The sequence below is a fragment of the Kosakonia sp. S57 genome, from assembly GCF_016516575.1.
Taxonomy (GTDB): domain Bacteria; phylum Pseudomonadota; class Gammaproteobacteria; order Enterobacterales; family Enterobacteriaceae; genus Kosakonia; species Kosakonia cowanii.
The window spans coordinates 77,139-100,774 of the sequence record NZ_JACVUL010000008.1 but is presented as its reverse complement, the minus strand read 5'-3'; the positions used below and the strand labels follow the sequence as shown (position 1 = coordinate 100,774).

The 23,636-nt window shown below is 58.2% G+C and carries 18 protein-coding genes and 1 riboswitch; of the genes, 13 read left to right on the top strand and 5 right to left on the bottom strand.

Translation table 11 applies throughout. The annotated features are described in order from the left end of the window. Positions 1–2: 2 nt before the first annotated feature. Positions 3–1,727: an acetolactate synthase 3 large subunit gene (gene ilvI, locus IAE48_RS09850; RefSeq protein WP_200134237.1), complete on the bottom strand. Its 1,725-nt coding sequence runs from the start codon at positions 1,725–1,727 to the stop codon at positions 3–5. A gap of 386 nt (positions 1,728–2,113) precedes the next feature. Further along, positions 2,114–3,076, bottom strand: coding sequence for a transcriptional regulator LeuO (leuO, locus tag IAE48_RS09845; protein WP_200134236.1), 963 nt, complete (start codon positions 3,074–3,076; stop codon positions 2,114–2,116). Positions 3,077–3,555: 479 nt separating this feature from the next. On the opposite strand from leuO, the gene leuL reads away from it, so the two are divergent. The 5 genes from leuL to leuD all read left to right on the top strand — a co-directional run bounded on the left by leuL (position 3,556) and on the right by leuD (position 8,422). Continuing rightward, positions 3,556–3,642, top strand: a complete 87-nt coding sequence (leuL, locus tag IAE48_RS24305; RefSeq protein WP_128484107.1) for a leu operon leader peptide — start codon at positions 3,556–3,558, stop codon at positions 3,640–3,642. Positions 3,643–3,734: 92 nt separating this feature from the next. Then, positions 3,735–5,309, top strand: coding sequence for a 2-isopropylmalate synthase (gene leuA / locus IAE48_RS09835; protein ID WP_200134234.1), 1,575 nt, complete (start codon positions 3,735–3,737; stop codon positions 5,307–5,309). Next, positions 5,309–6,400: a 3-isopropylmalate dehydrogenase gene (leuB, locus tag IAE48_RS09830; RefSeq protein WP_124969825.1), complete on the top strand. Its 1,092-nt coding sequence runs from the start codon at positions 5,309–5,311 to the stop codon at positions 6,398–6,400. Before leuA ends, leuB begins: the two co-directional genes overlap by 1 nt. Positions 6,401–6,402: 2 nt before the next feature. Then, positions 6,403–7,806 (top strand): 3-isopropylmalate dehydratase large subunit, encoded by a 1,404-nt coding sequence (gene leuC / locus IAE48_RS09825; protein WP_200134233.1) that lies wholly within the window; start codon positions 6,403–6,405, stop codon positions 7,804–7,806. Positions 7,807–7,816: 10 nt separating this feature from the next. After that, on the top strand, positions 7,817–8,422 hold the full coding sequence (gene leuD, locus IAE48_RS09820) for a 3-isopropylmalate dehydratase small subunit (protein WP_200134232.1): 606 nt from the start codon (positions 7,817–7,819) through the stop codon (positions 8,420–8,422). Between the two features lie 165 nt (positions 8,423–8,587). Here the strand turns inward: leuD and IAE48_RS09815 are convergent, their stop codons facing one another. Continuing rightward, on the bottom strand, positions 8,588–9,766 hold the full coding sequence (locus tag IAE48_RS09815; protein WP_200134231.1) for a sugar efflux transporter: 1,179 nt from the start codon (positions 9,764–9,766) through the stop codon (positions 8,588–8,590). Positions 9,767–10,012: 246 nt separating this feature from the next. On the opposite strand from IAE48_RS09815, the gene sgrR reads away from it, so the two are divergent. The 4 genes from sgrR to thiQ all read left to right on the top strand — a co-directional run bounded on the left by sgrR (position 10,013) and on the right by thiQ (position 15,089). Further along, on the top strand, positions 10,013–11,668 hold the full coding sequence (gene sgrR / locus IAE48_RS09810) for an HTH-type transcriptional regulator SgrR (RefSeq protein WP_200134230.1): 1,656 nt from the start codon (positions 10,013–10,015) through the stop codon (positions 11,666–11,668). Positions 11,669–11,704: 36 nt separating this feature from the next. Beyond that, a riboswitch (TPP riboswitch) is annotated at positions 11,705–11,805 on the top strand. Between the two features lie 29 nt (positions 11,806–11,834). Beyond that, positions 11,835–12,818, top strand: a complete 984-nt coding sequence (gene thiB, locus IAE48_RS09805) for a thiamine ABC transporter substrate binding subunit (protein WP_200134229.1) — start codon at positions 11,835–11,837, stop codon at positions 12,816–12,818. After that, positions 12,794–14,404: a thiamine/thiamine pyrophosphate ABC transporter permease ThiP gene (gene thiP / locus IAE48_RS09800; protein WP_200134228.1), complete on the top strand. Its 1,611-nt coding sequence runs from the start codon at positions 12,794–12,796 to the stop codon at positions 14,402–14,404. The genes thiB and thiP overlap by 25 nt, the downstream gene beginning before the upstream one ends. Further along, positions 14,388–15,089, top strand: coding sequence for a thiamine ABC transporter ATP-binding protein ThiQ (gene thiQ / locus IAE48_RS09795; protein ID WP_200134227.1), 702 nt, complete (start codon positions 14,388–14,390; stop codon positions 15,087–15,089). Before thiP ends, thiQ begins: the two co-directional genes overlap by 17 nt. Here thiQ and IAE48_RS09790 read toward each other — a convergent pair. Next, on the bottom strand, positions 15,083–15,853 hold the full coding sequence (locus IAE48_RS09790) for a DedA family protein (protein ID WP_200134226.1): 771 nt from the start codon (positions 15,851–15,853) through the stop codon (positions 15,083–15,085). The genes thiQ and IAE48_RS09790 overlap by 7 nt on opposite strands. A gap of 126 nt (positions 15,854–15,979) precedes the next feature. Continuing rightward, a complete protein-coding gene (gene araC / locus IAE48_RS09785) occupies positions 15,980–16,825 on the bottom strand; it encodes an arabinose operon transcriptional regulator AraC (RefSeq protein WP_042718368.1) in 846 nt (281 codons plus the stop codon). A 337-nt stretch (positions 16,826–17,162) separates the two neighbouring features. Here araC and araB point away from each other — a divergent pair, with 337 nt between their 5' ends. The 4 genes from araB to polB all read left to right on the top strand — a co-directional run bounded on the left by araB (position 17,163) and on the right by polB (position 23,634). Next, positions 17,163–18,854, top strand: a complete 1,692-nt coding sequence (araB, locus tag IAE48_RS09780; RefSeq protein WP_200134225.1) for a ribulokinase — start codon at positions 17,163–17,165, stop codon at positions 18,852–18,854. 10 nt (positions 18,855–18,864) lie between these two features. Beyond that, positions 18,865–20,367 (top strand): L-arabinose isomerase, encoded by a 1,503-nt coding sequence (gene araA, locus IAE48_RS09775; RefSeq protein ID WP_042718349.1) that lies wholly within the window; start codon positions 18,865–18,867, stop codon positions 20,365–20,367. Between the two features lie 139 nt (positions 20,368–20,506). Then, positions 20,507–21,202, top strand: a complete 696-nt coding sequence (gene araD, locus IAE48_RS09770; RefSeq protein WP_200134224.1) for an L-ribulose-5-phosphate 4-epimerase — start codon at positions 20,507–20,509, stop codon at positions 21,200–21,202. Between the two features lie 74 nt (positions 21,203–21,276). Further along, entirely contained in the window at positions 21,277–23,634 is a 2,358-nt protein-coding gene (gene polB / locus IAE48_RS09765; RefSeq protein WP_200134223.1) for a DNA polymerase II, read from the top strand. The last annotated feature ends 2 nt before the right edge of the window (positions 23,635–23,636 follow it).

Genomic DNA, 23,636 nt, shown 5'->3' with positions numbered 1-23,636 from the left:
AATCAGGTTCTCTCCGTTTTGCTTAACCACATCTCATCCATGCCGCCGCCGCGGATCTGCATCGGATAAACGTGTTCACTTCCGTCAACGGTCACATCGACAAAGACCAGACGATTGTTTTTCACCTGCTCCAGCGCCTCGGCGAGCTTCGCCTCCAGCTCTTCCGGACGGGTAATGCGGATACCAACATGACCATACGCTTCGGCGAGACGGGCAAAATCTGGTAAAGACTCCATATAGGATTGCGAGTGGCGCCCGGAGTAGATCATATCCTGCCACTGCTTCACCATGCCGAGGTAGCGGTTGTTAAGGTTGAGAACCAGCACCGGCAGCTCATATTGCAGCGCCGTCGAAAGCTCCTGGATATTCATCTGGATACTGCCGTCGCCGGTGACGCAAATCACCGTCTCGTCCGGCAGTGCCATTTTTACGCCCAGCGCGGCAGGCAAGCCGAAGCCCATCGTGCCGAGGCCGCCGGAGTTGATCCAGCGGCGCGGTTTATCAAAGCGGTAATAGAGCGCGGCAAACATCTGGTGCTGGCCAACATCGGAGGTGACGTAAGCGTCGCCCTTAGTCAGACGCCAGGCCGCCTCAATCACCGCCTGCGGTTTAATGCTTTCGCTTTGCGTGTCATATTTCAGGCACTGGCGCGCGCGCCACTGCTCAATGCGCAGCCACCAGTCGCGGATCTCATCGTGCGGCTGCGAGGCGCGCTCCTGTTCAAGCAACTCAAGCATCTGCTCCAGCACCTGGCGCGCATCGCCAACAATCGGCACATCCGCCTGCACGGTTTTAGAGATAGAGGTGGGATCGATATCGATATGCAGCACCGTCGCGTCGGGGCAGTACTTCAGCAAATTATTGGTGGTGCGATCGTCAAAACGCACGCCAACGGCAAAGATCACGTCGGCATGATGCATCGTCATATTCGCTTCATACGTCCCGTGCATACCGAGCATGCCGAGCGACTGACGATGGGAAGCTGGGAAGACGCCCAGCCCCATTAATGAGGAGACCACCGGCGCATTCAGCGTTTCAGCCAGCTGGCGCAGCGGGGCGTCGCAGGCAGAAGTAATCGCCCCACCGCCGACGTAGAAGACCGGTTTTTTGGCGGCGACCAGGGTTTGGAGGGCGCGTTTAATCTGCCCTTTGTGCCCCTGCGTGGTCGGGTTATAGGAGCGCATGCTGACCGACTCCGGCCAGAGATAGGGCAGCTTGTTCGCGGGGTTCATAATATCTTTCGGCAGATCCACTACCACCGGCCCCGGGCGCCCGCTGGCGGCGAGCCAGAACGCCTTTTTTAATACGCCGGGGATATCTTCCGCCTGCTTCACCAGGAAGCTGTGTTTCACCACCGGGCGGGAGATGCCCACCATGTCGCACTCCTGGAAGGCGTCGTAGCCAATCAGCGAGGTCGCTACCTGACCGGAGAGCACCACCAGCGGGATGGAGTCCATATAAGCTGTCGCGATACCGGTGATGGCGTTTGTCGCGCCGGGGCCGGAAGTCACCAGCACTACCCCCACTTCACCTGTCGCACGCGCCAGCCCGTCTGCCATGTGAACGGCCGCCTGCTCATGGCGCACCAGCACATGCTCGATGCCACCGACGGTATGCAGGGCGTCGTAGATATCAAGTACCGCGCCTCCGGGGTAGCCGAATACCTTCTTTACGCCTTGATCGATGAGCGATCGCACGACCATCTCGGCTCCAGACAACATCTCCATGCTTTGCCTCCAGGCTTACGTTTGTCGACTGACGGCAGAACTCATTTCCGCACTGTCGCTCTGTTCAGAACAGGACATCCTGCTTTCTGATTATGAATGGCAGTTACCATAACCGCTCAAAATCTGGCAGGCAATCCGACCTCAGGCGAGGAAAAGCCCCGCTAAAAGCAGAAACAGGAGGTCTTAAATAAAGAGCTGGTGAAAACGTCTGTAATAAGCCGCGACGATGACCATTGATCGCTGTGATAAGGGAATGTTCAGTAATTCATGCATTTTTAACATCGTGCAGAGATTCGCTGGCGGGATAAATCAGAATAAAATAGTGGTTATATAGATAAAGGCAGAATAAACCGGAATTCAGCTGACCGGTTTATTCCGCACGCCGCTTAGTGGCTACAGACCGACACCAGCAGCTCCTCCATCCACTGATGCCCCTTATCCCGACCGGCGGATTCGTGCCATGAGAGGCAGCAGGTACGGCTATTGAGCGTAAGCGGCAACGGCAGCGTATGCAGCGCCAGCCCGCTGGCAAAGCGCTCCACCAGCCAGCGCGGCGCAATAGCAACCAGATGGGTTTGAGAGACAACGTTTAATACGCTGGGCAGCGCCATTCCTTGATAGGCAATGCGGTTGCGCTTTTCGACCGTGTCGTACCAGGGCTGGCTAAAAGAGGCGTAGCGCTCCAGCGAAACAACGGCATGCTGCTCGTTAAACAGGCTGTTTTCCGTCGTCAGGTCAGCGATGCGCGGATGTTGTTGGCTCACCGCCAGCACCATTTCATCTTTAAACAGCGGGACGCAGGAAAACTCCGGACGACGAAATTCTTCATAGCCGATCACAAACTCTATTTCCTGATAGCGCAACTGATGTTCGGTACTGTGATTTAGATCAGATTTGAATATCAGTTTTATATTTGGTGCGACGGCTTTCACATTATTGTAAATAACCGAAGTCAAGAAATTATCGAGTGGACTGCATACGCAAAGATTAAAAATCCGCTCGCTGCTTTGTGGATCAAAACCGGAGCCAGGCAGTTCATTTTGCACCAACTGAAGTGCCTGTCTTATCGCGCCAAAAAGCTGATACGAACGTGCGGTAGGTTGAATACCTCGACCATAACGAACAAAAAGTTCGTCGTTAAACATCACCTTAAGACGCGCAACGGCATTACTGACGGCGGGTTGAGACATACCCAAGGCATGGGCTGCACGCGTAATGTTTTGTTCCTGCATAACGGCATCAAAAACGGTCAGCAAATTGAGATCAACCGAACGTAATTGTGGCTTCTCGCCGTCATTAACCTTTTGATTATAAATACTTTCCCCGGGAAAATTGCAATCCGTCGTCATGATAAACTCCCTTGACTTGTGTAATAATAATATTCAGGAAGATGATTTATCACGCATATAGCATTATTAGAAGCGCAGTGTGAAAATTTAGGAATATATAAAGCTTACATTTAATTTCCTGGATGAAATTAAAAAAAGCATTACTCAGCCCTGTAATATAAATTAATTTTTAATATTTTCACTTCCATAGCTGTTTTGTAACGATAATCATAAGTCGATTGCCCTACCCACCATTTTCTTTAACATCTCGCCGAAAAGGATTATTAATTCCCCGAACCTTCCCTTCGCTTTTTCTTACGAAAAGTCTTATCAGCACAACAAGCAAGAATGTCGCGATCACGCTAATTAGACAGCAGATTAAACTAAAACAGTGCGCGGAGATTTGCGCTTCCACATCGCCAGATTTCGCCGGGGGGTTGACATCAAAGTGCGTATCCAGTACCACTAAAAGCATATCGGTTTTCACGGGAGCAAGATTCATGATTCGTCACGTTCGTTTCGCTGGTCTACTACTACTAAACGCATCAACTGTGCGCGGTAGACCGGTGGACGACACTCAGAACTGAATCGTCTTCCTGTTAAGACTAAGAACCCGCGCCTTGGCGCGGGTTTTTTTATGCTCGTAGCGAGGCGGCCAAAGCGAACAAGGATCTAAACCATGAGCCAGCAGCAAGTCGTAATTTTCGATACCACCTTACGTGACGGTGAACAGGCATTGCAGGCAAGCCTGAGTGTGAAAGAGAAGCTGCAGATCGCCCTGGCGCTGGAGCGTATGGGTGTTGATGTGATGGAAGTCGGTTTTCCGGTCTCGTCACCGGGCGATTTTGAGTCCGTACAGACCATCGCCCGCCAGGTAAAAAACAGCCGTGTCTGCGCTCTGGCGCGCTGCGTTGAGAAAGATATTGATGTCGCCGCAGAGTCGCTGAAAGTAGCTGAAGCGTTCCGCATTCACACCTTTATCGCCACCTCGCCAATGCATATCGCCACCAAGCTGCGCAGCACGCTGGATGAGGTGATTGAGCGCGCCATCTATATGGTGAAACGTGCGCGTAACTATACCGATGATGTGGAGTTTTCCTGTGAAGATGCCGGGCGTACGCCGATTGAGGATCTGGCGCGCGTTGTCGAAGCGGCAATCAATGCCGGGGCGAAAACCATCAATATCCCGGATACCGTGGGCTACACCATGCCCTTCGAGTTCGCCAATATCATCACCGGCCTGTATGACCGCGTTCCAAACATTGATAAAGCCATTATTTCTGTCCACACCCATGATGACTTAGGCATGGCGGTCGGTAATTCGATTGCCGCCGTGCATGCCGGTGCGCGCCAGGTGGAAGGCGCGATGAACGGCATCGGCGAACGTGCCGGTAACTGTTCACTGGAAGAGGTGATCATGGCGATCAAAGTGCGCAAAGACATTATGAATGTGCACACCCGCATCAATCATCAGGAGATCTGGCGCACCAGCCAGACCGTGGCTCAGATCTGCAATATGCCGATCCCGGCCAACAAAGCGATCGTCGGCACCGGTGCCTTCGCCCACTCCTCCGGCATCCACCAGGATGGCGTGCTGAAAAACCGCGAAAACTACGAAATCATGACGCCAGAGTCGATCGGCCTGAACCAGGTGCAGCTGAACCTGACCTCACGCTCCGGTCGCGCAGCGGTCAAACACCGTATGGAAGAGATGGGCTATCAGGAGAGCGACTACAACCTGGATAACCTGTACGACGCCTTCCTGAAGCTGGCGGATAAAAAGGGTCAGGTCTTTGATTACGATCTGGAAGCGCTGGCCTTTATCAACAAACAGCAGGAAGAGCCGGAGCATTTCCGCCTGGAGTACTTCAATGTGCAGTCCGGCTCCAACGATATCGCCACCGCCTCGGTGAAACTGGCCTGCGGCGAGGAGATCAAAGCCGAAGCCGCCAACGGCAACGGGCCGGTCGATGCCGTCTACCAGGCGATTAACCGCGTCACCGAGTATGACATCGAGCTGGTGAAATACAGCCTGACCGCGAAAGGCCACGGTAAAGATGCGCTGGGCCAGGTTGATATCGTCGTCAATTACAACAACCGCCGCTTCCACGGCATTGGCCTGGCAACAGATATCGTTGAGTCCTCCGTCAAAGCGATGGTCAACGTGCTGAACACCATCTGGCGCGCCGCGGAAGTGGAAAAAGAGTTGCAACGTAAAGCGCAGAACAAAGAAAACAACAAGGAAACCGTGTGATGTCGAAAAGTTACCATATTGCCGTGCTGCCGGGCGACGGCATTGGCCCGGAAGTGATGGCGCAAGCCCTGAAAGTACTGGAAGCCGTGCGCAGCCGTTTCACGATGCGAATTACCACCAGCCATTATGACGTTGGCGGTATCGCCATCGACCGCCACGGCAATCCGCTGCCGCAGGCGACTGTCGAAGGCTGCGAGCAGGCCGATGCGATTCTGTTTGGCTCCGTCGGCGGCCCGAAATGGGAAAACCTGCCGCCAGCGCAGCAGCCGGAGCGCGGCGCGCTGCTGCCGCTGCGTAAGCACTTCAAGCTGTTCAGCAACCTGCGCCCTGCCAAACTCTATGCGGGCCTGGAAGCCTTCTGCCCGCTGCGCGAAGATATCGCTGCCAACGGTTTCGATATCCTGTGCGTACGCGAACTGACCGGCGGCATCTACTTCGGTCAACCGAAAGGGCGCGAAGGCAGCGGCCAGCATGAGAAAGCTTACGACACCGAAATTTATCACCGCTTTGAGATCGAGCGTATCGCGCGTATCGCTTTCGAGTCGGCGCGCAAACGCGGCAAAAAAGTCCACTCCATTGATAAAGCCAACGTGCTGCAAACTTCGCTGCTGTGGCGCGAAATCGTCAATGAGATCGCGGGCGAATACCCGGACATTGAGCTGGCGCATATGTATATCGATAACGCCACCATGCAGCTGATTAAAGATCCGTCCCAGTTCGACGTGCTGCTCTGCTCCAACCTGTTCGGCGATATCCTCTCCGACGAGTGCGCGATGATCACCGGCTCAATGGGCATGCTGCCCTCTGCCAGCCTGAATGAGCAGGGCTTTGGCCTGTATGAACCGGCGGGCGGCTCCGCGCCGGATATCGCGGGCAAAAATATTGCCAACCCGATCGCGCAGATCCTGTCACTGGCGCTGCTGCTGCGCTACAGCCTGAATGCAGACGAGGCGGCAACGGCGATTGAACAGGCCATTAACCGGGCTTTAGAAGAGGGCGTGCGCACCGGCGATTTAGCGCGTGGCGCGTCCGCAGTCAGTACCGATGAGATGGGCGATATCATCGCTCGTTATGTCGCAGAAGGGGTGTAATCATGGCTAAGAGTTTGTACGAAAAGTTATTTGACGCCCATGTGGTCTATGAAGCGCCGAACGAGACCCCGCTGCTCTATATCGACCGCCATCTGGTGCATGAAGTGACCTCGCCGCAGGCGTTTGATGGCCTGCGCGCGCACAATCGCCCGGTGCGTCAGCCGGGCAAAACCTTCGCCACGATGGATCACAACGTCTCGACGCAGACCAAAGATATCAACGCCTCCGGTGAGATGGCGCGTATTCAGATGCAGGAGCTGATTAAGAACTGCAACGAATTTGGCGTCGAGCTGTATGACCTGAACCACCCCTATCAGGGCATCGTGCACGTGATGGGTCCGGAACAGGGCATCACCCTGCCGGGGATGACCATCGTCTGCGGCGACTCCCACACCGCCACGCACGGCGCGTTTGGCGCGCTGGCGTTCGGTATCGGCACCTCAGAGGTGGAACATGTGCTGGCGACGCAGACCCTGAAGCAGGGGCGCGCCAAAACCATGAAGATTGAAGTCAACGGCACCGCTGCGCCGGGCATCACCGCCAAAGATATTGTGCTGGCGATTATTGGCAAAACCGGCAGCGCTGGCGGCACCGGCCACGTGGTGGAGTTCTGCGGCGACGCGATCCGCGCGCTCAGCATGGAAGGCCGCATGACGCTGTGCAACATGGCGATTGAGATGGGTGCGAAAGCGGGCCTGGTCGCGCCAGATGAGACCACCTTTAACTACGTGCAGGGTCGCCTGCATGCGCCGAAGGGCAAAGATTTCGACGAAGCGGTCGCTTACTGGAAGACGCTGCATACCGATGAGGGTGCCCACTTTGACCGTGTTGTCACCCTGCAGGCAGAAGATATCGCCCCGCAGGTCACCTGGGGCACTAACCCAGGCCAGGTGATCTCGGTCACCGAGATCATCCCCGACCCGGCCTCCTTCGCCGATCCGGTCGAGCGTGCCTCGGCGGAAAAAGCGCTGGCCTATATGGGGCTGAAACCGTGCGTACCGCTGACCGACGTGGCGATCGACAAAGTCTTTATCGGCTCCTGCACCAACTCACGCATTGAAGATTTACGCGCAGCCGCGGCAATTGCCAAAGGGCGTAAAGTGGCTCCGGGCGTACAGGCGCTGGTGGTTCCAGGCTCCGGCCCGGTAAAAGCGCAGGCGGAAGCGGAAGGGCTGGATAAGATCTTTATCGAAGCCGGTTTTGAGTGGCGTCTGCCGGGCTGCTCGATGTGCCTGGCGATGAACAACGACCGCCTGAACCCGGGCGAGCGCTGCGCCTCCACCAGCAACCGTAACTTTGAAGGCCGTCAGGGCCGCGGTGGACGCACCCATCTGGTCAGCCCGGCAATGGCCGCCGCTGCGGCAGTAACCGGTCGTTTCGCTGATATTCGTCATTTGCAGGCTTAAGGAGATCACCATGGCAGAGAAATTTACCCAACATACCGGGCTGGTGGTTCCGCTGGATGCCGCTAACGTCGATACCGACGCCATTATCCCGAAGCAGTTTTTGCAGAAGGTGACGCGCACCGGTTTTGGCGCGCATCTGTTTAACGACTGGCGTTTCCTCGACGATAAGGGCGAGCAGCCGAACCCGGAGTTCGTGCTCAACTTTCCTGAGTACAAAGGCGCGTCGATTTTGCTGGCGCGGGAGAACTTTGGCTGCGGCTCCTCGCGCGAGCATGCGCCGTGGGCGCTGACGGATTACGGCTTTAAAGTGGTGATTGCGCCGAGCTTTGCCGACATCTTCTATGGCAACAGCTTCAACAATCAGCTGCTGCCGGTGACGCTGAGCGACGAAGAGGTGGATGAGCTGTTTGCGCTGGTACAGAGCAATCCGGGCATTACCTTTGAAGTGGATCTGCAGGCGAAGGTGGTAAATGCAGGTGGCAAGTCCTACAGCTTTACGCTCGACGCCTTCCGCCGCCACTGCATGCTGAATGGTCTGGACAGCATTGGCCTGACGCTGCAACACGACGACGCCATTGCCGCTTACGAAGCAAAACAACCCGCATTTATGGGGTGATAGCCTGACGCTGATTGCCGGAGGGTTATCCGGCAGTCGGCACGGTGCAGGTTTGTTTGCCGGATGGCGGCGTTGCCTTATCCGGCCTACAGGTACGATGCAAATGTGAAGAGTAGGCCGGATAAGCGTTAGCGCCATCCGGCAATTGAACCGCCGCACCGCGCCTTACACATCCTTCACCCGGCTGGTGAGCAGTAGCGTCACCACCGACAGCCCGGCAATTCCCCAATACACCGAGCCGTGACCAAAATATTGCGCCAGCGCGCCCTGAATCACGCCTGCCAGAATCACGCCGGTGGAGATGCTGTTGGTAAACAGCGTCGTCGCTGAACCCGCCCTGCCCGGCATCAAATCCTGGAACCACAGCATACCGATCCCGGCGACAATACCGATAAACACCGCGTTGAAAAATTGCAACAACAGCAGCGCCGTCTGGCTATGGAAAAAGAGCAGGCCGATATAGAACAGCACGCCAGCGGCGACGGCGATCAGCATCATCAACCGCTTACCGAAACGCTTCACGAAATAACCCGCGAGGATCATCGCCGGGATCTCAAGGCCTGCGGCAGTACCCATCAAAATGCCCGCCAGCTTATCCGGCAGCCCCAGCTCAAGGCTTATCCACAGCGGCATATCGATGATGTACATGGTGTTGCAGGTCCACATCAGCGTCGAGGCGATAAACAGCATGCGCACATTGCTGTCGCGCCAGCCGCTTACCTGCGTGACGGCCACATCAGCGGGCTGCTCAACCCGCGGCACCGACGGCAGCCAGAAGGCGATCAGCACCAGGCTGACAATAAACAGCCCGGCGGCGATAGAGAACATGGCGACAAAGCCATAATTGAGCGCCAGCATAAACGCTAGCGGCGGCCCGATAACCCACGCCAGCGAGAGCTGCGCGCGCATGATAGAACTGAACATCACCACTTCCCGCGCTGAGCTGTCGGCGTACTCACGCGCCAGCGCGAAAAGCTGCGGCATCGCGGTGCTGGCAAGCGAAGCCAGCAGCACGCCGCAGGTGATTAAGGTCAGATAGTGACGGTTAAACGCAAACAGCAGCGCGTTACCCACCGCCATCAGGCAGCAAAAGAGGATCAGCTTGCGCCGATCGCCCTGGCTGTCGGATCGTTTTGCCAGCGCAAGGCTGACAAGGATCCCGGCAATGGCGTTGACGGTATAGAACAGCCCGATCCAGAAGGGCTCTGCGCCCACTTCGCGGCTGAGAAACAGGCTCAGCGTCGGCGCCTGTACCGCACCAGCGACGCCCATCATAAAGGCGACGATCATAAACGCGACGTAGACGCCATTCATGCGGCGTCCCATCGTCATCAACCAGAGCATGGCATTTCCTTGTTGAAAGCGGAAAACAGCGACGCAAGCTTAAACGAAAAAAGCCAGCAAAAACATTTTGCTGGCGGGTGCATTCGCACTTAATACTCAGTCACACATGATTCGGGCGAGTCAGTTTTTCCACACGCGTCGTCATTCCCCACTCCGCTATGCACCTCCTCGCTTTCATCGCAGAGAAGTATCGGCTTAATATAGGGATAAATAAATTGCTGAGTTTTTGCCGGGAGTTCCTCTTTTATGTCCTCTGGTCGCCTGCAACAACAGTTCATCCGTCTGTGGCAATGCTGCGATGGAAAATCTCAGGAAACCACGCTCAACGAGCTGGCGGAGCTGCTTAACTGCTCCCGCCGCCATATGCGCACCCTGCTCAACACCATGCAGACACGCGGCTGGCTAACCTGGGAAGCAGAAGCCGGGCGCGGTAAACGCTCGCGCCTCACCTTCCTCTACACCGGCCTTGCGTTACAGCAGCAGCGGGCGGAAGATCTGCTTGAGCAGGATCGCATCGACCAGCTGGTGCAGCTGGTGGGCGATAAAGCCGCCGTGCGCCAGATGCTGGTCTCGCATCTCGGCCGCAGTTTTCGCCAGGGGCGGCATATCCTGCGCGTGCTCTACTACCGCCCGCTGCGCAATCTGCTGCCCGGCTCGCCGCTGCGCCGCTCCGAAACCCATATGGCGCGGCAAATCTTCAGCACCCTGACGCGGATAAATGAGGAAAACGGGGAACTGGAAGCCGATATTGCTCACCACTGGAAAGCGATCTCTCCCCTGCACTGGCGCTTCTACTTACGCCCCGGCATCCACTTTCACCACGGCCGCGAGCTGGAGATGGCGGATGTTATCGCCTCCTTGCAGCGCGCCAGCGCCCTGCCGCTCTACTCCCATATCCGCGATATCGTTTCGCCGACGCCGTGGACCCTCGACATTCACCTCTCGCAGCCCGACAGCTGGCTGCCGTGGCTGATGGGCCACGTGCCGGCGGTGATCCTGCCGCAGGAGTGGGAGACGCTGGCGAATTTCGCCAGCCAGCCGATTGGTACCGGCCCTTACGCGGTGATGCGCAATACCCGCAACCAGCTAAAGATCCACGCCTTTGAGGATTACTTCGGCTTTCGCGCGCTGATTGATGAAGTGAATGTCTGGGTGCTGCCGGATGTCGGGGATGAGACCACCTGCGGCCTGACGCTCGAAGGGCCAACGGAGGGCGAAAAAGCGGTGGAGAGCCGTCTCGAAGAGGGCTGCTACTATCTGCTGTTTGACGCACGCTCCAGCCGCGGCGCGAACCCGGCGGTGCGCGAGTGGGTAAGCCGGATCCTCTCGCCGACCAATCTGCTGTGGCACGCCAGCGAACAGAATCAGCGCTACTGGTTTCCCGCCTACGGCTTGCTGCCGCGCTGGCACCACGCGCGCCCCGGCAGTGGTGAAAAGCCCGCCGGGCTGGAGACGCTGACGCTCACCTTCTACCGCGAGCATAACGAGCACCAGGCGATTGCCCACACCATGAGTACGCTGTTGGCAGAACATGGCGTTAAGTTGCTGATTCAGGAGGTCGATTACGATGAGTGGCATCGCGGCGAAACAGAGAGCGATATCTGGCTTAACAGCGCTAACTTTACACTGCCGCTCGACTTCTCGGTCTTCGCCAACCTCTATGAGGTGCCGTTGCTGCAACACTGCATCCCGCGCGACTGGCAGGCAGACGCCGCGCGCTGGCGCGCCGGGGAGATGAACCTGGCGATGTGGTCACAGCAGTTGCTGGCGAGTAAAGCGATTGTGCCGCTGATCCACCACTGGCTTCGCATTCAGGGGCAGCGCACCATGCGCGGGCTGCGCATGAATACTCTCGGCTGGTTTGACTTTAAATCGGCCTGGTTTGCGCCGCCGGATCCGTAATGCTTTCAGATTGTTTACCAAATCATTACAATAGCGCCGTTCTCAACGGGGTGCTGCGCTTCACGCGCGTGCTGAGAAAATACCCGTCGAACCTGATCCGGATAACGCCGGCGAAGGGATTTGAGGCTCTCTCAAAATCCTTTGCCACCCATTTATGAGGTGCAAAGTGTTAAAAAAATCGTTGTCACTGCTGCTGCTGATTGCCGCGCCCGTTTTCGCTAAACCCGTCCTGACCGTCTACACCTACGACTCCTTCGCCGCCGAATGGGGGCCAGGCCCTGCGGTAAAAAAAGCCTTTGAAGCCGACTGCAACTGCGAGCTGAAGTTCGTGGCGCTGGAAGATGGCGTCTCGCTGCTCAACCGTCTGCGCATGGAGGGCAAAAAGAGCAAAGCTGACGTCGTGCTCGGTCTTGATAACAACCTGCTGGAAGCAGCTAGTCAGACAAAACTCTTTGCCAAAAGCGGCGTGCACGATGACGCTGTAAAAGTGCCGGGCGGCTGGAGCAATGAGACCTTTGTGCCGTTCGATTACGGCTGGTTCGCCTTCGTCTATGACAAAACCAAACTTAAAAACCCGCCGAAAAGCCTGAAAGAGCTGGTCGAAAGCGATCAGAAGTGGCGCGTGATTTACGAAGATCCGCGCACCAGCACGCCAGGGCTCGGCCTGCTGCTGTGGATGCAGAAAGTCTATGGCGATAAAGCCCCCGAAGCCTGGCAAAAGCTGGCGGGCAAAACCGTTACCGTCACCAAAGGGTGGAGCGAAGCCTACGGCCTCTTTTTGAAAGGTGAGAGCGATCTGGTGCTGAGCTACACCACCTCGCCTGCCTACCACATCATCGAAGAGAAGAAAGAGAACTACGCGGCGGCGAACTTCAGCGAAGGCCACTATTTGCAGGTTGAAGTCGCGGCGCGTACCGCCGCCAGCAAGCAGCCGGAGCTGGCGGAAAAATTCCTCAAATTTATGGTTTCACCCGCCTTCCAGAGCGCCATCCCAACGGGCAACTGGATGTACCCGGTGAGTAACGTCGCGCTGCCCGCCGGTTTTGACCAGCTTGAGAAACCACAAACCTCGCTGCAATTCTCGCCGCAAGAAGTGGCAGCCCAGCGCGCAGCATGGATAGCCTCGTGGCAACGCGCCGTCAGCCGCTAATTCCCGGCTGGCTGCTTCCTGGCCTCACCGCCGCCATGCTGATGGTGGTGGTCGCGGTGGCGGCCTTTTTCGCGCTGTGGCAAAACGCACCTGTCGAAGGGCTCTCCGACTTGTTGTCGGACAGCTACCTGTGGCACGTGGTGCGATTCTCCTTCTGGCAGGCTTTTCTCTCTGCCCTGCTCTCCGTGGTGCCCGCCATTTTTCTTGCCCGTGCGCTCTACCGCCGTCGTTTTCCTGGTCGCCAGTTGCTGCTGCGCTTATGCGCGATGACGCTGATCCTGCCGGTGCTGGTGGCGGTGTTTGGCATTCTCAGCGTCTATGGTCGCCAGGGGTGGCTCGCCGCGCTCTGCCAGACGCTCGGCATTGAGTGGACCTTTTCGCCCTACGGCTTGCAGGGCATTCTGCTGGCGCACCTCTTTTTTAACCTGCCGATGGCCTCGCGCCTGCTGCTACAGGCGCTGGAGCAGATCCCCGGTGAACAGCGCCAGCTGGCAGCCCAGCTAGGGATGCGCGGCTGGGCCTTCTTCCGCTTTGTCGAGTGGCCCTGGCTGCGCCGCCAGATCCCGCCGGTGGCAGCGCTGATCTTTATGCTCTGCTTCGCCAGTTTCGCCACCGTGCTGTCGCTGGGCGGCGGCCCGCAGGCAACCACCATTGAGCTTGCCATCTACCAGGCGCTTAGCTTTGATTTCGATCCCGCCCGCGCGGCGATACTGGCGATAATCCAGATGATCTGCTGCCTCGGGCTGGTGCTGTTAAGCCAGCGGATGAGTAAAGCCTTCGCCGTCGGCAGCCATCACATTCAGGGCTGGCACGACCCGGAAACGCGCTGGTTTAGCCGCCTCGCCGATACGCTGTTAATTGTGCTGGCACTGCTGCTGATGCTGCCGCCGCTGCTGGCGGTGATCGTTGACGGGCTAAATGTCAGTTTGCTGAAGGTGCTGGCAGAGCCGGTGCTGTGGCAGGCGGTGTGGACGTCGCTGCGTATCGCGCTGGTCGCCGGGCTGCTCTGCGTGGTGCTGACCATGATGCTGCTGTGGAGCAGCCGTGAATTGCGTGCGCGCCACCGTGCAGCCGCCGGGCAGGCGCTCGAACTGAGCGGCATGCTGATCCTGGCGATGCCGGGGATTGTGCTGGCGACCGGCTTTTTCCTGCTGCTCAATAACACCATCGGCTTGCCCGACTCCGCTGATGGCATCGTGATATTCACCAATGCGCTGATGGCGATCCCCTATGCGTTAAAGGTGCTGGAAAACCCGATGCGCGATCTCACCGCGCGGTATGCGCTGCTCTGCCAGTCGCTCGATATTGCCGGTTTTCGACGCCTGTGGGTGGTGGAGCTACGCGCGCTGAAACGCCCGCTGGCGCAGGCGCTGGCCTTTGCCTGCGTGCTGTCGATCGGTGATTTTGGCGTGGTGGCGCTGTTCGGCAATGAAGATTTCCGCACGCTGCCCTTCTATCTCTATCAGCAAATCGGTTCTTACCGCAGCCAGGATGGAGCCGTCACCGCGCTGATCCTGCTGCTGCTCTGCTTTTTACTCTTCACTGTGATTGAAAAACTACCGGGCCGCCATGCTAAGACTGATTGATGTCACCTGGCTTTACGAACACCTGCCGATGCGCTTTACCCTTGCAGCCGAACGGGGCGAGCAGATTGCCATTCTCGGCCCCAGCGGCGCGGGGAAGAGCACGCTGCTGAACCTGATTGCCGGGTTTATTAACCCGGCGAGCGGCACGATTTTACTCGGCGATCAGGATCATACCCGCACGCCGCCCGCGCGCCGTCCGGTGTCGATGCTCTTTCAGGAGAACAACCTCTTCACCCACCTGACGGTGCGGCAGAATATTGCTCTTGGTTTACATCCGGGGTTGAAGCTGAATGCCGCGCAGCGGGAGAGGCTTAATGAGATTGCCGCCACCATGGGGCTGGAGAGCCTGCTTGAGCGACAGCCGGATCAGCTCTCCGGCGGCCAGCGCCAGCGCGTAGCGTTAGCACGCTGTCTGGTGCGCGAGCAGCCGCTGCTGCTGCTGGATGAGCCCTTTTCCGCGCTCGATCCCGCCCTGCGCCAGGAGATGCTCGCGCTGGTGCAGAGCGTCTGCCGTCGCCAGCAGTTAACGCTGCTGATGGTGTCGCACAGCGTGGAGGATGCTGCGCGCATCGCCGAACGCGCGCTGGTGGTCGCCGAGGGGCGTATTGCCTGGGATGGCGCTACCGACACGCTGCTTCGTGGCAACGCGCCGGTCTCCGCCCTGCTCGGCATTCAGGCTCAGTGACCGCGGATCACCTTGCCGAGAATATTGAGATAGATCGGCATCAGCGGGTGTTTCGCCAGCATCACTACTGCCGCAATGGCAATCACCATCGTGCCCGGTGCCAGCCAGAGCAGGCGCTGGCGCGGCAGGTAGGCCGTTAAACGATCGCTGCCCGATTTCCCCGCGCGCCACAGACGCCAGCAGAGCCAACAGGCCAGCCAGAGCACAATCGCCGTCAGCAGCAGCAGCCATTTAAAGTTGCTGCTCTGCATATCGGCAGGAATATCGATCGCTGCGCCAGCGAGGATACCCGGCAGGAAGTAAAAGGGCGGCCACAGCAGGCAGCCGATGATATTTGGCGGTAAAAATTTGCGGATCGGCAGATCGAGCATCCCGGCGACCATCGGCACCAGCGGGCGCGTCGGGCCGACAAAGCGCCCCACCAGAATGGTAAACAGGCTGTGCTCATGCAGCGCGTGTTCGGTCTTATCGAGTAGCGCTTTGTGCTTTTTCAGGAAAGACCAGCGGTGTAGCGGTTTCTTAAAGCGCCAGCCGAGCCAGAAGGAGATCCAGTCACCGAGCAGGCAGCCGACAATGCCCGCCAGCCACGCATGCCAGAAATTAACTTCCCCGCTGCCAATCAATGCGCCCAGTGCTGCCATCATCACCGTGCCGGGAAGGATCAGCCCCACCAGCGCCAGCGACTCAAAAAAAGCGACCAGCGCAATCGCCACCAGCGAGTACATGGCTGACTGGGTAATAAAGTGTTCCAGCAATGCTTCCATAAAGGGTCCTGTTCAGATTGAACGCCGGATTCTGCGGAGCGCCTCCGCCACCGTCAAGCTTTCAATTATCTGAATCTTTACCACTTATGTCAGATTGAAGAACAGATTATTTCCATTCTTTACGCTTCATTCACATCCAGCACGAAACTCGCTCGGGCTGGCACCGGTGCATTTTTTAAAGACACGAGAAAAGTAGAGCTGATCGTCAAAGCCGACGTTGCGCCCGACGCTGGCAATCGGCATCCGCGTGGTGCTGAGCAGCAGCTTCGCCTGGCTGATGCGCTGATCTTCGCGCCAGCTCAGTACGCTAACGCCAAGCTGCTGGCGGAAGAGATGCGACAGGCGCGACGGCGAGAGGCAGACATGCTGCGCGACGCTGGCGATATCAAAATGGTTATCGGAAAGGTGGTCGCTAATGTACTGACAGGCATCACGCACGCGGTTATCAAGGGGCGGATTAAGGGATTCGTTAATCGCCTCCATACGCCGCAGCAGCAGCTGTTCGAGCAGGTTAATCGCCAGATGTTCGGCGTAGCGCCCGGCACTCTGCCCGGCATCGATAATTTGCGCAAAAAGGTCGCGAAAACGATCCATATGCGCATCATCCGGGCGGTAAAAACCGGTTTGCGCGAAGAGCGTCGGCCAGTTTAACCACTCCTGCCAGTAGGCGCGCGGACGGAAGTAGACCCACTGGTGATACCACGCCTCGGCGTCAGGATGGCGGCCATAGTGGTGAATCTCGCCGGGGGGAAAGAGCAGAATATCGCCGGGGCGGCAGACAAACTGTTTGCCCTGGTTCATCACCACGCCTTCGCCGCGCACCGTCAGGTTGAGGATATAGCCCTTCATCCCCAGCGGTCGGTCAACAAAAAAGTCGAGATAGCTTTCCGATTCAATCGGCGTCAGACCCGCCACCAGGTGCGCGTTAAACGAGTACCCGGGCAGCAGTGGATCATTTTGAGATTCGGCCATAAAACGCATTACTCCCCTACCCGACAAGGAAACCAATTGTCCATATTGTCATTCCCGTTATTTCCCGGCTAATGGCGGGCAGAGCGCGTCAATACTGCCATCACGCGATGCCGCAAGACAAAAGCGATAAGCCCTTTTTAACGCCTTAAAGCAGGGTCAAAACGGATAACGAAAGTGTCTATAAAGGTGACAGAAATGTCCACATCGAATTTTTGCACGGCGTCACACTTTGCGATGCCATAGCAATTTCGTCCATAAGATTAGCGAATCCTGCCTGACGGTTTTCGCCGCCGATCTCTATCGTTTTTCTAACGGTTATTCTTATGGAGCACTAAGCATGGCAATCACGATTGGCCTCGATTTCGGCAGCGATTCAGTACGTGCGCTGGCGGTAGACTGCACATCCGGGGCGGAGATCGCCACCAGCGTCGAGTGGTATCCGCGCTGGCAGGAGGGCCGTTATTGCGACGCGCCGCATAACCAGTTTCGCCATCACCCGCGCGATTACATCGAATCGATGGAAGCGGCGCTCAAAAGCGTGCTGGCAGAGTTAAGCGACGCCCAGCGCGCAGAGATCAAAGGCATTGGCGTAGACAGCACCGGCTCCACCCCGGCGCCGATTGATGCCGAAGGCCGCGTGCTGGCGCTGCGCCCGGAGTTTGCCGACAACCCGAACGCCATGTTCGTGTTGTGGAAAGATCACACCGCCGTGGAAGAGGCGGAAGCCATCACCCGCCTGTGCCACACCTCCGGTAAAACCGACTACTCGCGCTACATTGGCGGCATCTACTCCAGCGAATGGTTCTGGGCGAAGATCCTGCACGTTACCCGCGCAGATAGCGCCGTGGCGCAGGCCGCCGCCTCGTGGATCGAGCTGTGCGACTGGGTGCCTGCCCTGCTCTCCGGCACCACGCGCCCGGAAGCGATCCGTCGCGGGCGTTGCAGCGCCGGGCATAAATCCCTGTGGCATGAAAGCTGGGGCGGTCTGCCGCCTGCCGCCTTCTTTGATGAACTCGATCCGATTATCAATAAACACCTGCGCTGGCCGCTCTTTACCGAAACCTTTACCGCAGACCGCCCGGTGGGCACGCTGACCGCCGAGTGGGCGCAGCGCCTGGGGTTGCCTGAATCGGTGGTGATCTCCGGCGGCGCGTTCGACTGCCATATGGGTGCCGTTGGCGCGGGCGCACAGCCTAATACGCTGGTGAAAGTGATCGGCACCTCCACCTGCGACATTCTGATCGCCGATAAACAGAGCGTTGGCGACCGCGCGGTGAAAGGTATCTGCGGCCAGGTTGACGGCAGCGTGGTACCGGACTTTATCGGCCTCGAAGCGGGGCAATCCGCCTTCGGCGATATCTACGCCTGGTTTGGCCGCATCCTCGGCTGGCCGCTGGAACAGCTGGCGCAGCAGCACCCGGAACTGAAAGAGCAGATCAAAGCCAGCCAGAAACAGCTGCTGCCAGCGCTTACCGATGCGTGGGTGAAAAATCCTTCTCTCGATCACCTGCCGGTGGTACTCGACTGGTTCAACGGTCGCCGCACGCCAAACGCTAACCAGCGCCTGAAAGGGGTGATCACCGATCTGAATCTTGCCACCGACGCCCCGGCGCTGTTCGGCGGGCTGATTGCCGCCACCGCCTTCGGTGCCCGCGCGATTATGGAGTGCTTTACCGAACAGGGTATTGCCGTTGACAACGTGATGACACTCGGCGGCATCGCGCGTAAAAACCTCGGCGTAATGCAGGCCTGCTGCGATGTGCTCAACCGCCCGTTGCAGGTTGTCGCCTCTGAGCAGTGTTGTGCGCTGGGCGCGGCCATCTTTGCCGCCGTCGCCGCAGAAGTACACGCCGATATTCCGGCTGCGCAGCAGAAGATGGCGAGCGCCATCGAGAAAACGCTCCAGCCTTCGGCACAGGCGCAGCAGTTTGAACGGCTCTATCGTCGCTATCAGCAGTGGGCCGTCAGCGCCGAGCAGCACTATCTCCCTTCAGCCGCGACAGTTTCGCCGGCCGCGTTAACCCATTAAGGACACGATCATGACTATTTTCGACAAGTATGAAATTTGGTTCGTTATTGGCAGCCAGCACCTGTACGGGCCGGAAGCCCTGAAGCAGGTGACGCATCATGCCGAGCAGGTGGTTAACGCCCTCAACGCAGAAGCAAAACTGCCCTGCAAACTGACGCTGAAGCCGCTGGGAACCACGCCGGATGAGATCACCGCCATCTGCCGCGATGCCAACTATGACGAGAAGTGCGCCGGGCTGGTGGTGTGGCTGCACACCTTCTCGCCGGCGAAAATGTGGATCAACGGCCTGTCGATCCTCAATAAGCCGCTGTTGCAGTTCCATACCCAGTTCAATGCCTCCCTGCCGTGGGACAGCATCGATATGGACTTTATGAACCTCAACCAGACCGCGCATGGCGGCCGCGAATTTGGCTTTATCGGCGCGCGTATGCGCCAGCAGCACAGCGTGGTAACCGGTCACTGGCAGGATAAACAGGCTCACTCCCGCATCGGCGCGTGGATGCGCCAGGCGGTGTCGAAACAGGATACCCGCCACCTGAAAGTGGTGCGCTTTGGCGACAACATGCGCGAAGTGGCGGTAACCGACGGCGATAAAGTGGCCGCGCAGATCAAGTTTGGCTTCTCGGTGAATACCTGGGGCGTCGGCGATCTGGTGCAGGTAGTGAATGCGGTGAGCGACGGCGATATCAATGCGCTGGTCGATGAGTATGAGAGCAGCTACCGCCTGACCGCAGCGGCACAGGTGAACGGCGATAAACGCCAGAACGTAATTGATGCCGCGCGTATCGAGCTTGGCCTGAAACGCTTCTTAGAAGAGGGCGGCTTCCACGCCTTCACTACCACTTTTGAAGATCTGCACGGCCTGAAACAGCTGCCGGGCCTGGCGGTACAGCGCCTGATGCAGCAGGGCTACGGCTTTGCCGGCGAAGGCGACTGGAAGACCGCAGCGCTGCTGCGCATTATGAAGGTGATGTCCGGCGGCCTGAACGGCGGCACCTCCTTTATGGAGGATTACACCTATCACTTTGAGAATGGCAACGACCTGGTGCTCGGCTCGCATATGCTGGAAGTGTGCCCTTCTATCGCTCTCGACGAGAAACCGACGCTCGATGTTCAGTATCTCGGCATCGGTGGCAAGGCCGATCCGGCACGTCTGATCTTCTCCACCAAAACGGGTCCGGCGATCAACGCCAGCCTGATCGATCTCGGCGATCGCTTCCGCCTGCTGGTGAACTGCGTTGAAGCGGTGAAAACGCCGCACGATCTGCCGAACTTGCCGGTGGCGAATGCCCTGTGGAAAGCGCTGCCGGATCTCAACACCGCCTCCGAAGCGTGGATCCTCGCCGGTGGCGCGCACCATACCGTCTTCAGCCAGGCGCTGACGCTTGATGATATGCGCCAGTTCAGCGAGCTGCACGGCATTGAGCTGACGGTGATCGATGAAGATACCCGCCTGCCAGCGTTTAAAGATGCGCTGCGCTGGAACGAGCTCTACTACGGCGCTAAACGCTAAGCCGATGCCCGGTGGCACTGCGTTTACCGGGCCTACAAAACCCATATGCCGGATAGATGCAGCGCCATCCGGCAATACAGACGAAACGAACCCGTAGGCCGGATAAGCAACGCGCCATCCGGCAATACAGGAGAAAACGATGCTCGACGATCTCAAACGGCAGGTGCTGGAAGCTAACCTGGCACTGCCAAAACATAATCTGGTCACCCTGACCTGGGGCAACGTCAGCGCCGTCGACCGCACCCGCGGCGTGCTGGTGATCAAACCCTCCGGCGTCGACTACAGCGTGATGACCGCCGAGGATATGGTGGTGGTCGATATCGCCACCGGCGAAGTGGTTGAAGGGACGAAAAAGCCCTCTTCCGACACCCCTACCCACCGCTTGCTTTACCAGGCGTTTCCGACCATTGGGGGCATTGTTCACACCCATTCGCGCCACGCCACTATCTGGGCGCAGGCCGGGCAACCCATTCCGGCGACCGGCACCACCCACGCCGACTACTTTTATGGCGAGATCCCCTGCACCCGCAAAATGCGCGATGAGGAGATCAACGGTGAATATGAGTGGGAAACCGGCAATGTGATTGTCGAAACCTTCGAGAAAAACGGTATCGACGCGGCACAGATGCCCGGCGTGCTGGTGCACTCTCACGGGCCGTTTGCCTGGGGTAAAAATGCCGATGACGCGGTGCATAACGCCATTGTGCTGGAAGAGGTGGCCTATATGGGCATCTTCAGCCGCCAGCTCAATCCGCAGCTGCCCGCCATGCAACAAACGCTGCTGGATAAGCACTATTTACGTAAACACGGCGCGAAAGCCTATTACGGGCAATAGCTGTATAAAACCACAGCATCACCTACCGAACCAGGCTATAATCTCGCCTGGTTTTGGTTGAGTGAGAGCAAACTTTGGCGCAGGCGCAAGAAGGCTTTATTTTAACCCGTCACTGGCGGGATACGCCCAACGGGACGGAGATCGAACTCTGGCTCGCCACGGATAACGGCCCGCTGCGCGTGGTGCTGCCGCCGCAGGAGTTAGTTGCCTTTATTCCCGCAGAGCAGGCCGACAAAGCCCGCGCGCTGCTGCGCGATGAGCACAACTGGCGCTTAACGCCCCTCTCCCTCAACGATTTTCACCGCCGTCCCGTAATGGGCCTTTACTGCCGCGCCCATCGTCAATTAATGCGTTTTGAGAAGCTGCTGCGCGAAGGCGGCGTTACCGTCTATGAAGGCGATGTCCGCCCGCCGGAGCGCTATCTGATGGAGCGCTTTATCACCGCTCCGGTGTGGGTCGATGGCGAACCGCGCGGCAACGCGCTGGTCAATGCACGCCTGAAGCCGAGCCCGCACTATCGCCCGCCGCTGAAGTGGGTGTCGCTGGATATTGAAACCACCCGCCACGGTGAGCTTTACTGCATCGGCCTTGAGGGCTGCGGCCAGCGCACGGTCTATATGCTCGGCCCGGAGAATGGTGATGCGCAGGGGCTCGATTTCGATCTTATCTATGTCGCCAGCCGCCCGCAGCTGCTTGAAAAACTTAACGCCTGGTTTGCCGAGCACGATCCCGATGTGCTGATTGGCTGGAACGTGGTGCAGTTCGATTTGAAAGTGCTGCAAAAGAGCGCCGAGCGCTACCGCGTGCCGCTAACCCTTGGGCGCAATGGCAGCGAGCTGGAGTGGCGCGAGCACGGCTTTAAAAACGGCGTCTTCTTTGCCCAGGCACCGGGCCGCTTGATTATCGACGGCATCGACGCGCTGAAGTCCGCCTTCTGGAGCTTCTCCTCCTTCTCGCTGGAATCGGTATCGCGCGAGCTGCTCGGCGAGGGAAAAGCGATCGACAACCCATGGGATCGCATGGATGAGATCAACCGCCGCTTCGCCGAAGATAAGCCTGCGCTCGCTACCTATAACCTGAAGGATTGCGAGCTGGTGACGCGTATCTTCCACAAAACGGAGATTATGCCCTTTTTGCTGGAGCGTGCGACGGTCAACGGCCTGCCCGCCGACCGCCACGGCGGCTCGGTTGCCGCCTTTAGCCACCTCTATTTTCCGCGCATGCACCGCGCCGGTTATGTGGCACCCAATCTCGGCGATGTCGCACCGCAGGCCAGCCCCGGCGGCTATGTGATGGACTCCCGTCCCGGCCTCTATGATTCGGTGCTGGTGCTCGATTACAAAAGCCTCTACCCGTCGATCATCCGCACCTTTCTTATCGATCCGGTCGGCCTGATTGAGGGGCTGGCGCAGCCGGATGCGGCGCACAGCACGGAAGGTTTTCTCGGCGCGTGGTTTTCGCGCGAGAAGCACTGCCTGCCGGAGATTGTCGGGCAGATTTGGCACGGGCGTGATGAGGCCAAACGGCAGGGCAATAAGCCGCTGTCACAGGCGCTGAAGATCATTATGAACGCCTTCTACGGCGTGCTCGGCACCACCGCCTGCCGCTTCTTTGATCCGAGGCTCGCCTCGTCGATCACCATGCGCGGGCACCAGATCATGCTGCAAACCAAAGCGCTGATTGAAGCCGAAGGGTATGACGTGATCTATGGTGATACGGACTCCACCTTCGTCTGGCTTAAGCATCAGCACAGCGAAGAGGCGGCGGCGAAAATTGGCCAGCAACTGGTCGACACGGTTAACCGCTGGTGGACCTCGCATCTGCAACAACAGGGGCTGGAGAGCGCGCTGGAGCTGGAGTTTGAAACCCATTTTTGCCGCTTCCTGATGCCGACCATTCGCGGTACGGATCAGGGGAGTAAAAAGCGCTACGCCGGGATGATTCAGGAGGGCGATACGCAGCGCATGGTGTTTAAAGGCCTTGAGACGGTGCGCACCGACTGGACGCCGCTGGCGCAGCAGTTTCAGCAGGCGCTCTATCTGCGTATTTTTCGCAACGAGCCCTACCAGGATTATGTCCGCGAGACCATCGCCAGCCTGATGGCGGGCGAACTGGATGCGCAGCTGGTCTACCGCAAGCGCCTGCGCCGCCCGCTGGCGGAGTATGAGCGTAATGTGCCGCCGCACGTGCGCGCCGCGCGGCTTGCCGACGAGGAGAATCAGAAGCGCGGGCGTGCACCGCAGTACCAGAACCGCGGCACCATTAAGTATCTCTGGACGACGAGTGGTCCGGAACCGGTCGATTACCAGCGCTCGCCGCTCGATTACGATCACTATTTAACGAAGCAGTTGCAGCCGGTCGCCGATGGGATCCTCCCTTTCCTTGACGATGACTTTGCTACACTGATGACAGGGCAGCTGGGACTATTCTGACC

Bases quoted from the DNA above. Each gene is read 5' to 3' on its own strand.
- ilvI (WP_200134237.1), bottom strand. From the start codon at position 1,727: ATGGAGATGTTGTCTGGAGCCGAGATGGTCGTGCGATCGCTCATCGAT.
- leuO (WP_200134236.1), bottom strand. From the start codon at position 3,076: ATGACGACGGATTGCAATTTTCCCGGGGAAAGTATTTATAATCAAAAG.
- leuL (WP_128484107.1), top strand. From the start codon at position 3,556: ATGATTCGTCACGTTCGTTTCGCTGGTCTACTACTACTAAACGCATCA.
- leuA (WP_200134234.1), top strand. From the start codon at position 3,735: ATGAGCCAGCAGCAAGTCGTAATTTTCGATACCACCTTACGTGACGGT.
- leuB (WP_124969825.1), top strand. From the start codon at position 5,309: ATGTCGAAAAGTTACCATATTGCCGTGCTGCCGGGCGACGGCATTGGC.
- leuC (WP_200134233.1), top strand. From the start codon at position 6,403: ATGGCTAAGAGTTTGTACGAAAAGTTATTTGACGCCCATGTGGTCTAT.
- leuD (WP_200134232.1), top strand. From the start codon at position 7,817: ATGGCAGAGAAATTTACCCAACATACCGGGCTGGTGGTTCCGCTGGAT.
- IAE48_RS09815 (WP_200134231.1), bottom strand. From the start codon at position 9,766: ATGCTCTGGTTGATGACGATGGGACGCCGCATGAATGGCGTCTACGTC.
- sgrR (WP_200134230.1), top strand. From the start codon at position 10,013: ATGTCCTCTGGTCGCCTGCAACAACAGTTCATCCGTCTGTGGCAATGC.
- thiQ (WP_200134227.1), top strand. From the start codon at position 14,388: ATGCTAAGACTGATTGATGTCACCTGGCTTTACGAACACCTGCCGATG.
- IAE48_RS09790 (WP_200134226.1), bottom strand. From the start codon at position 15,853: ATGGAAGCATTGCTGGAACACTTTATTACCCAGTCAGCCATGTACTCG.
- araC (WP_042718368.1), bottom strand. From the start codon at position 16,825: ATGGCCGAATCTCAAAATGATCCACTGCTGCCCGGGTACTCGTTTAAC.
- araB (WP_200134225.1), top strand. From the start codon at position 17,163: ATGGCAATCACGATTGGCCTCGATTTCGGCAGCGATTCAGTACGTGCG.
- araA (WP_042718349.1), top strand. From the start codon at position 18,865: ATGACTATTTTCGACAAGTATGAAATTTGGTTCGTTATTGGCAGCCAG.
- araD (WP_200134224.1), top strand. From the start codon at position 20,507: ATGCTCGACGATCTCAAACGGCAGGTGCTGGAAGCTAACCTGGCACTG.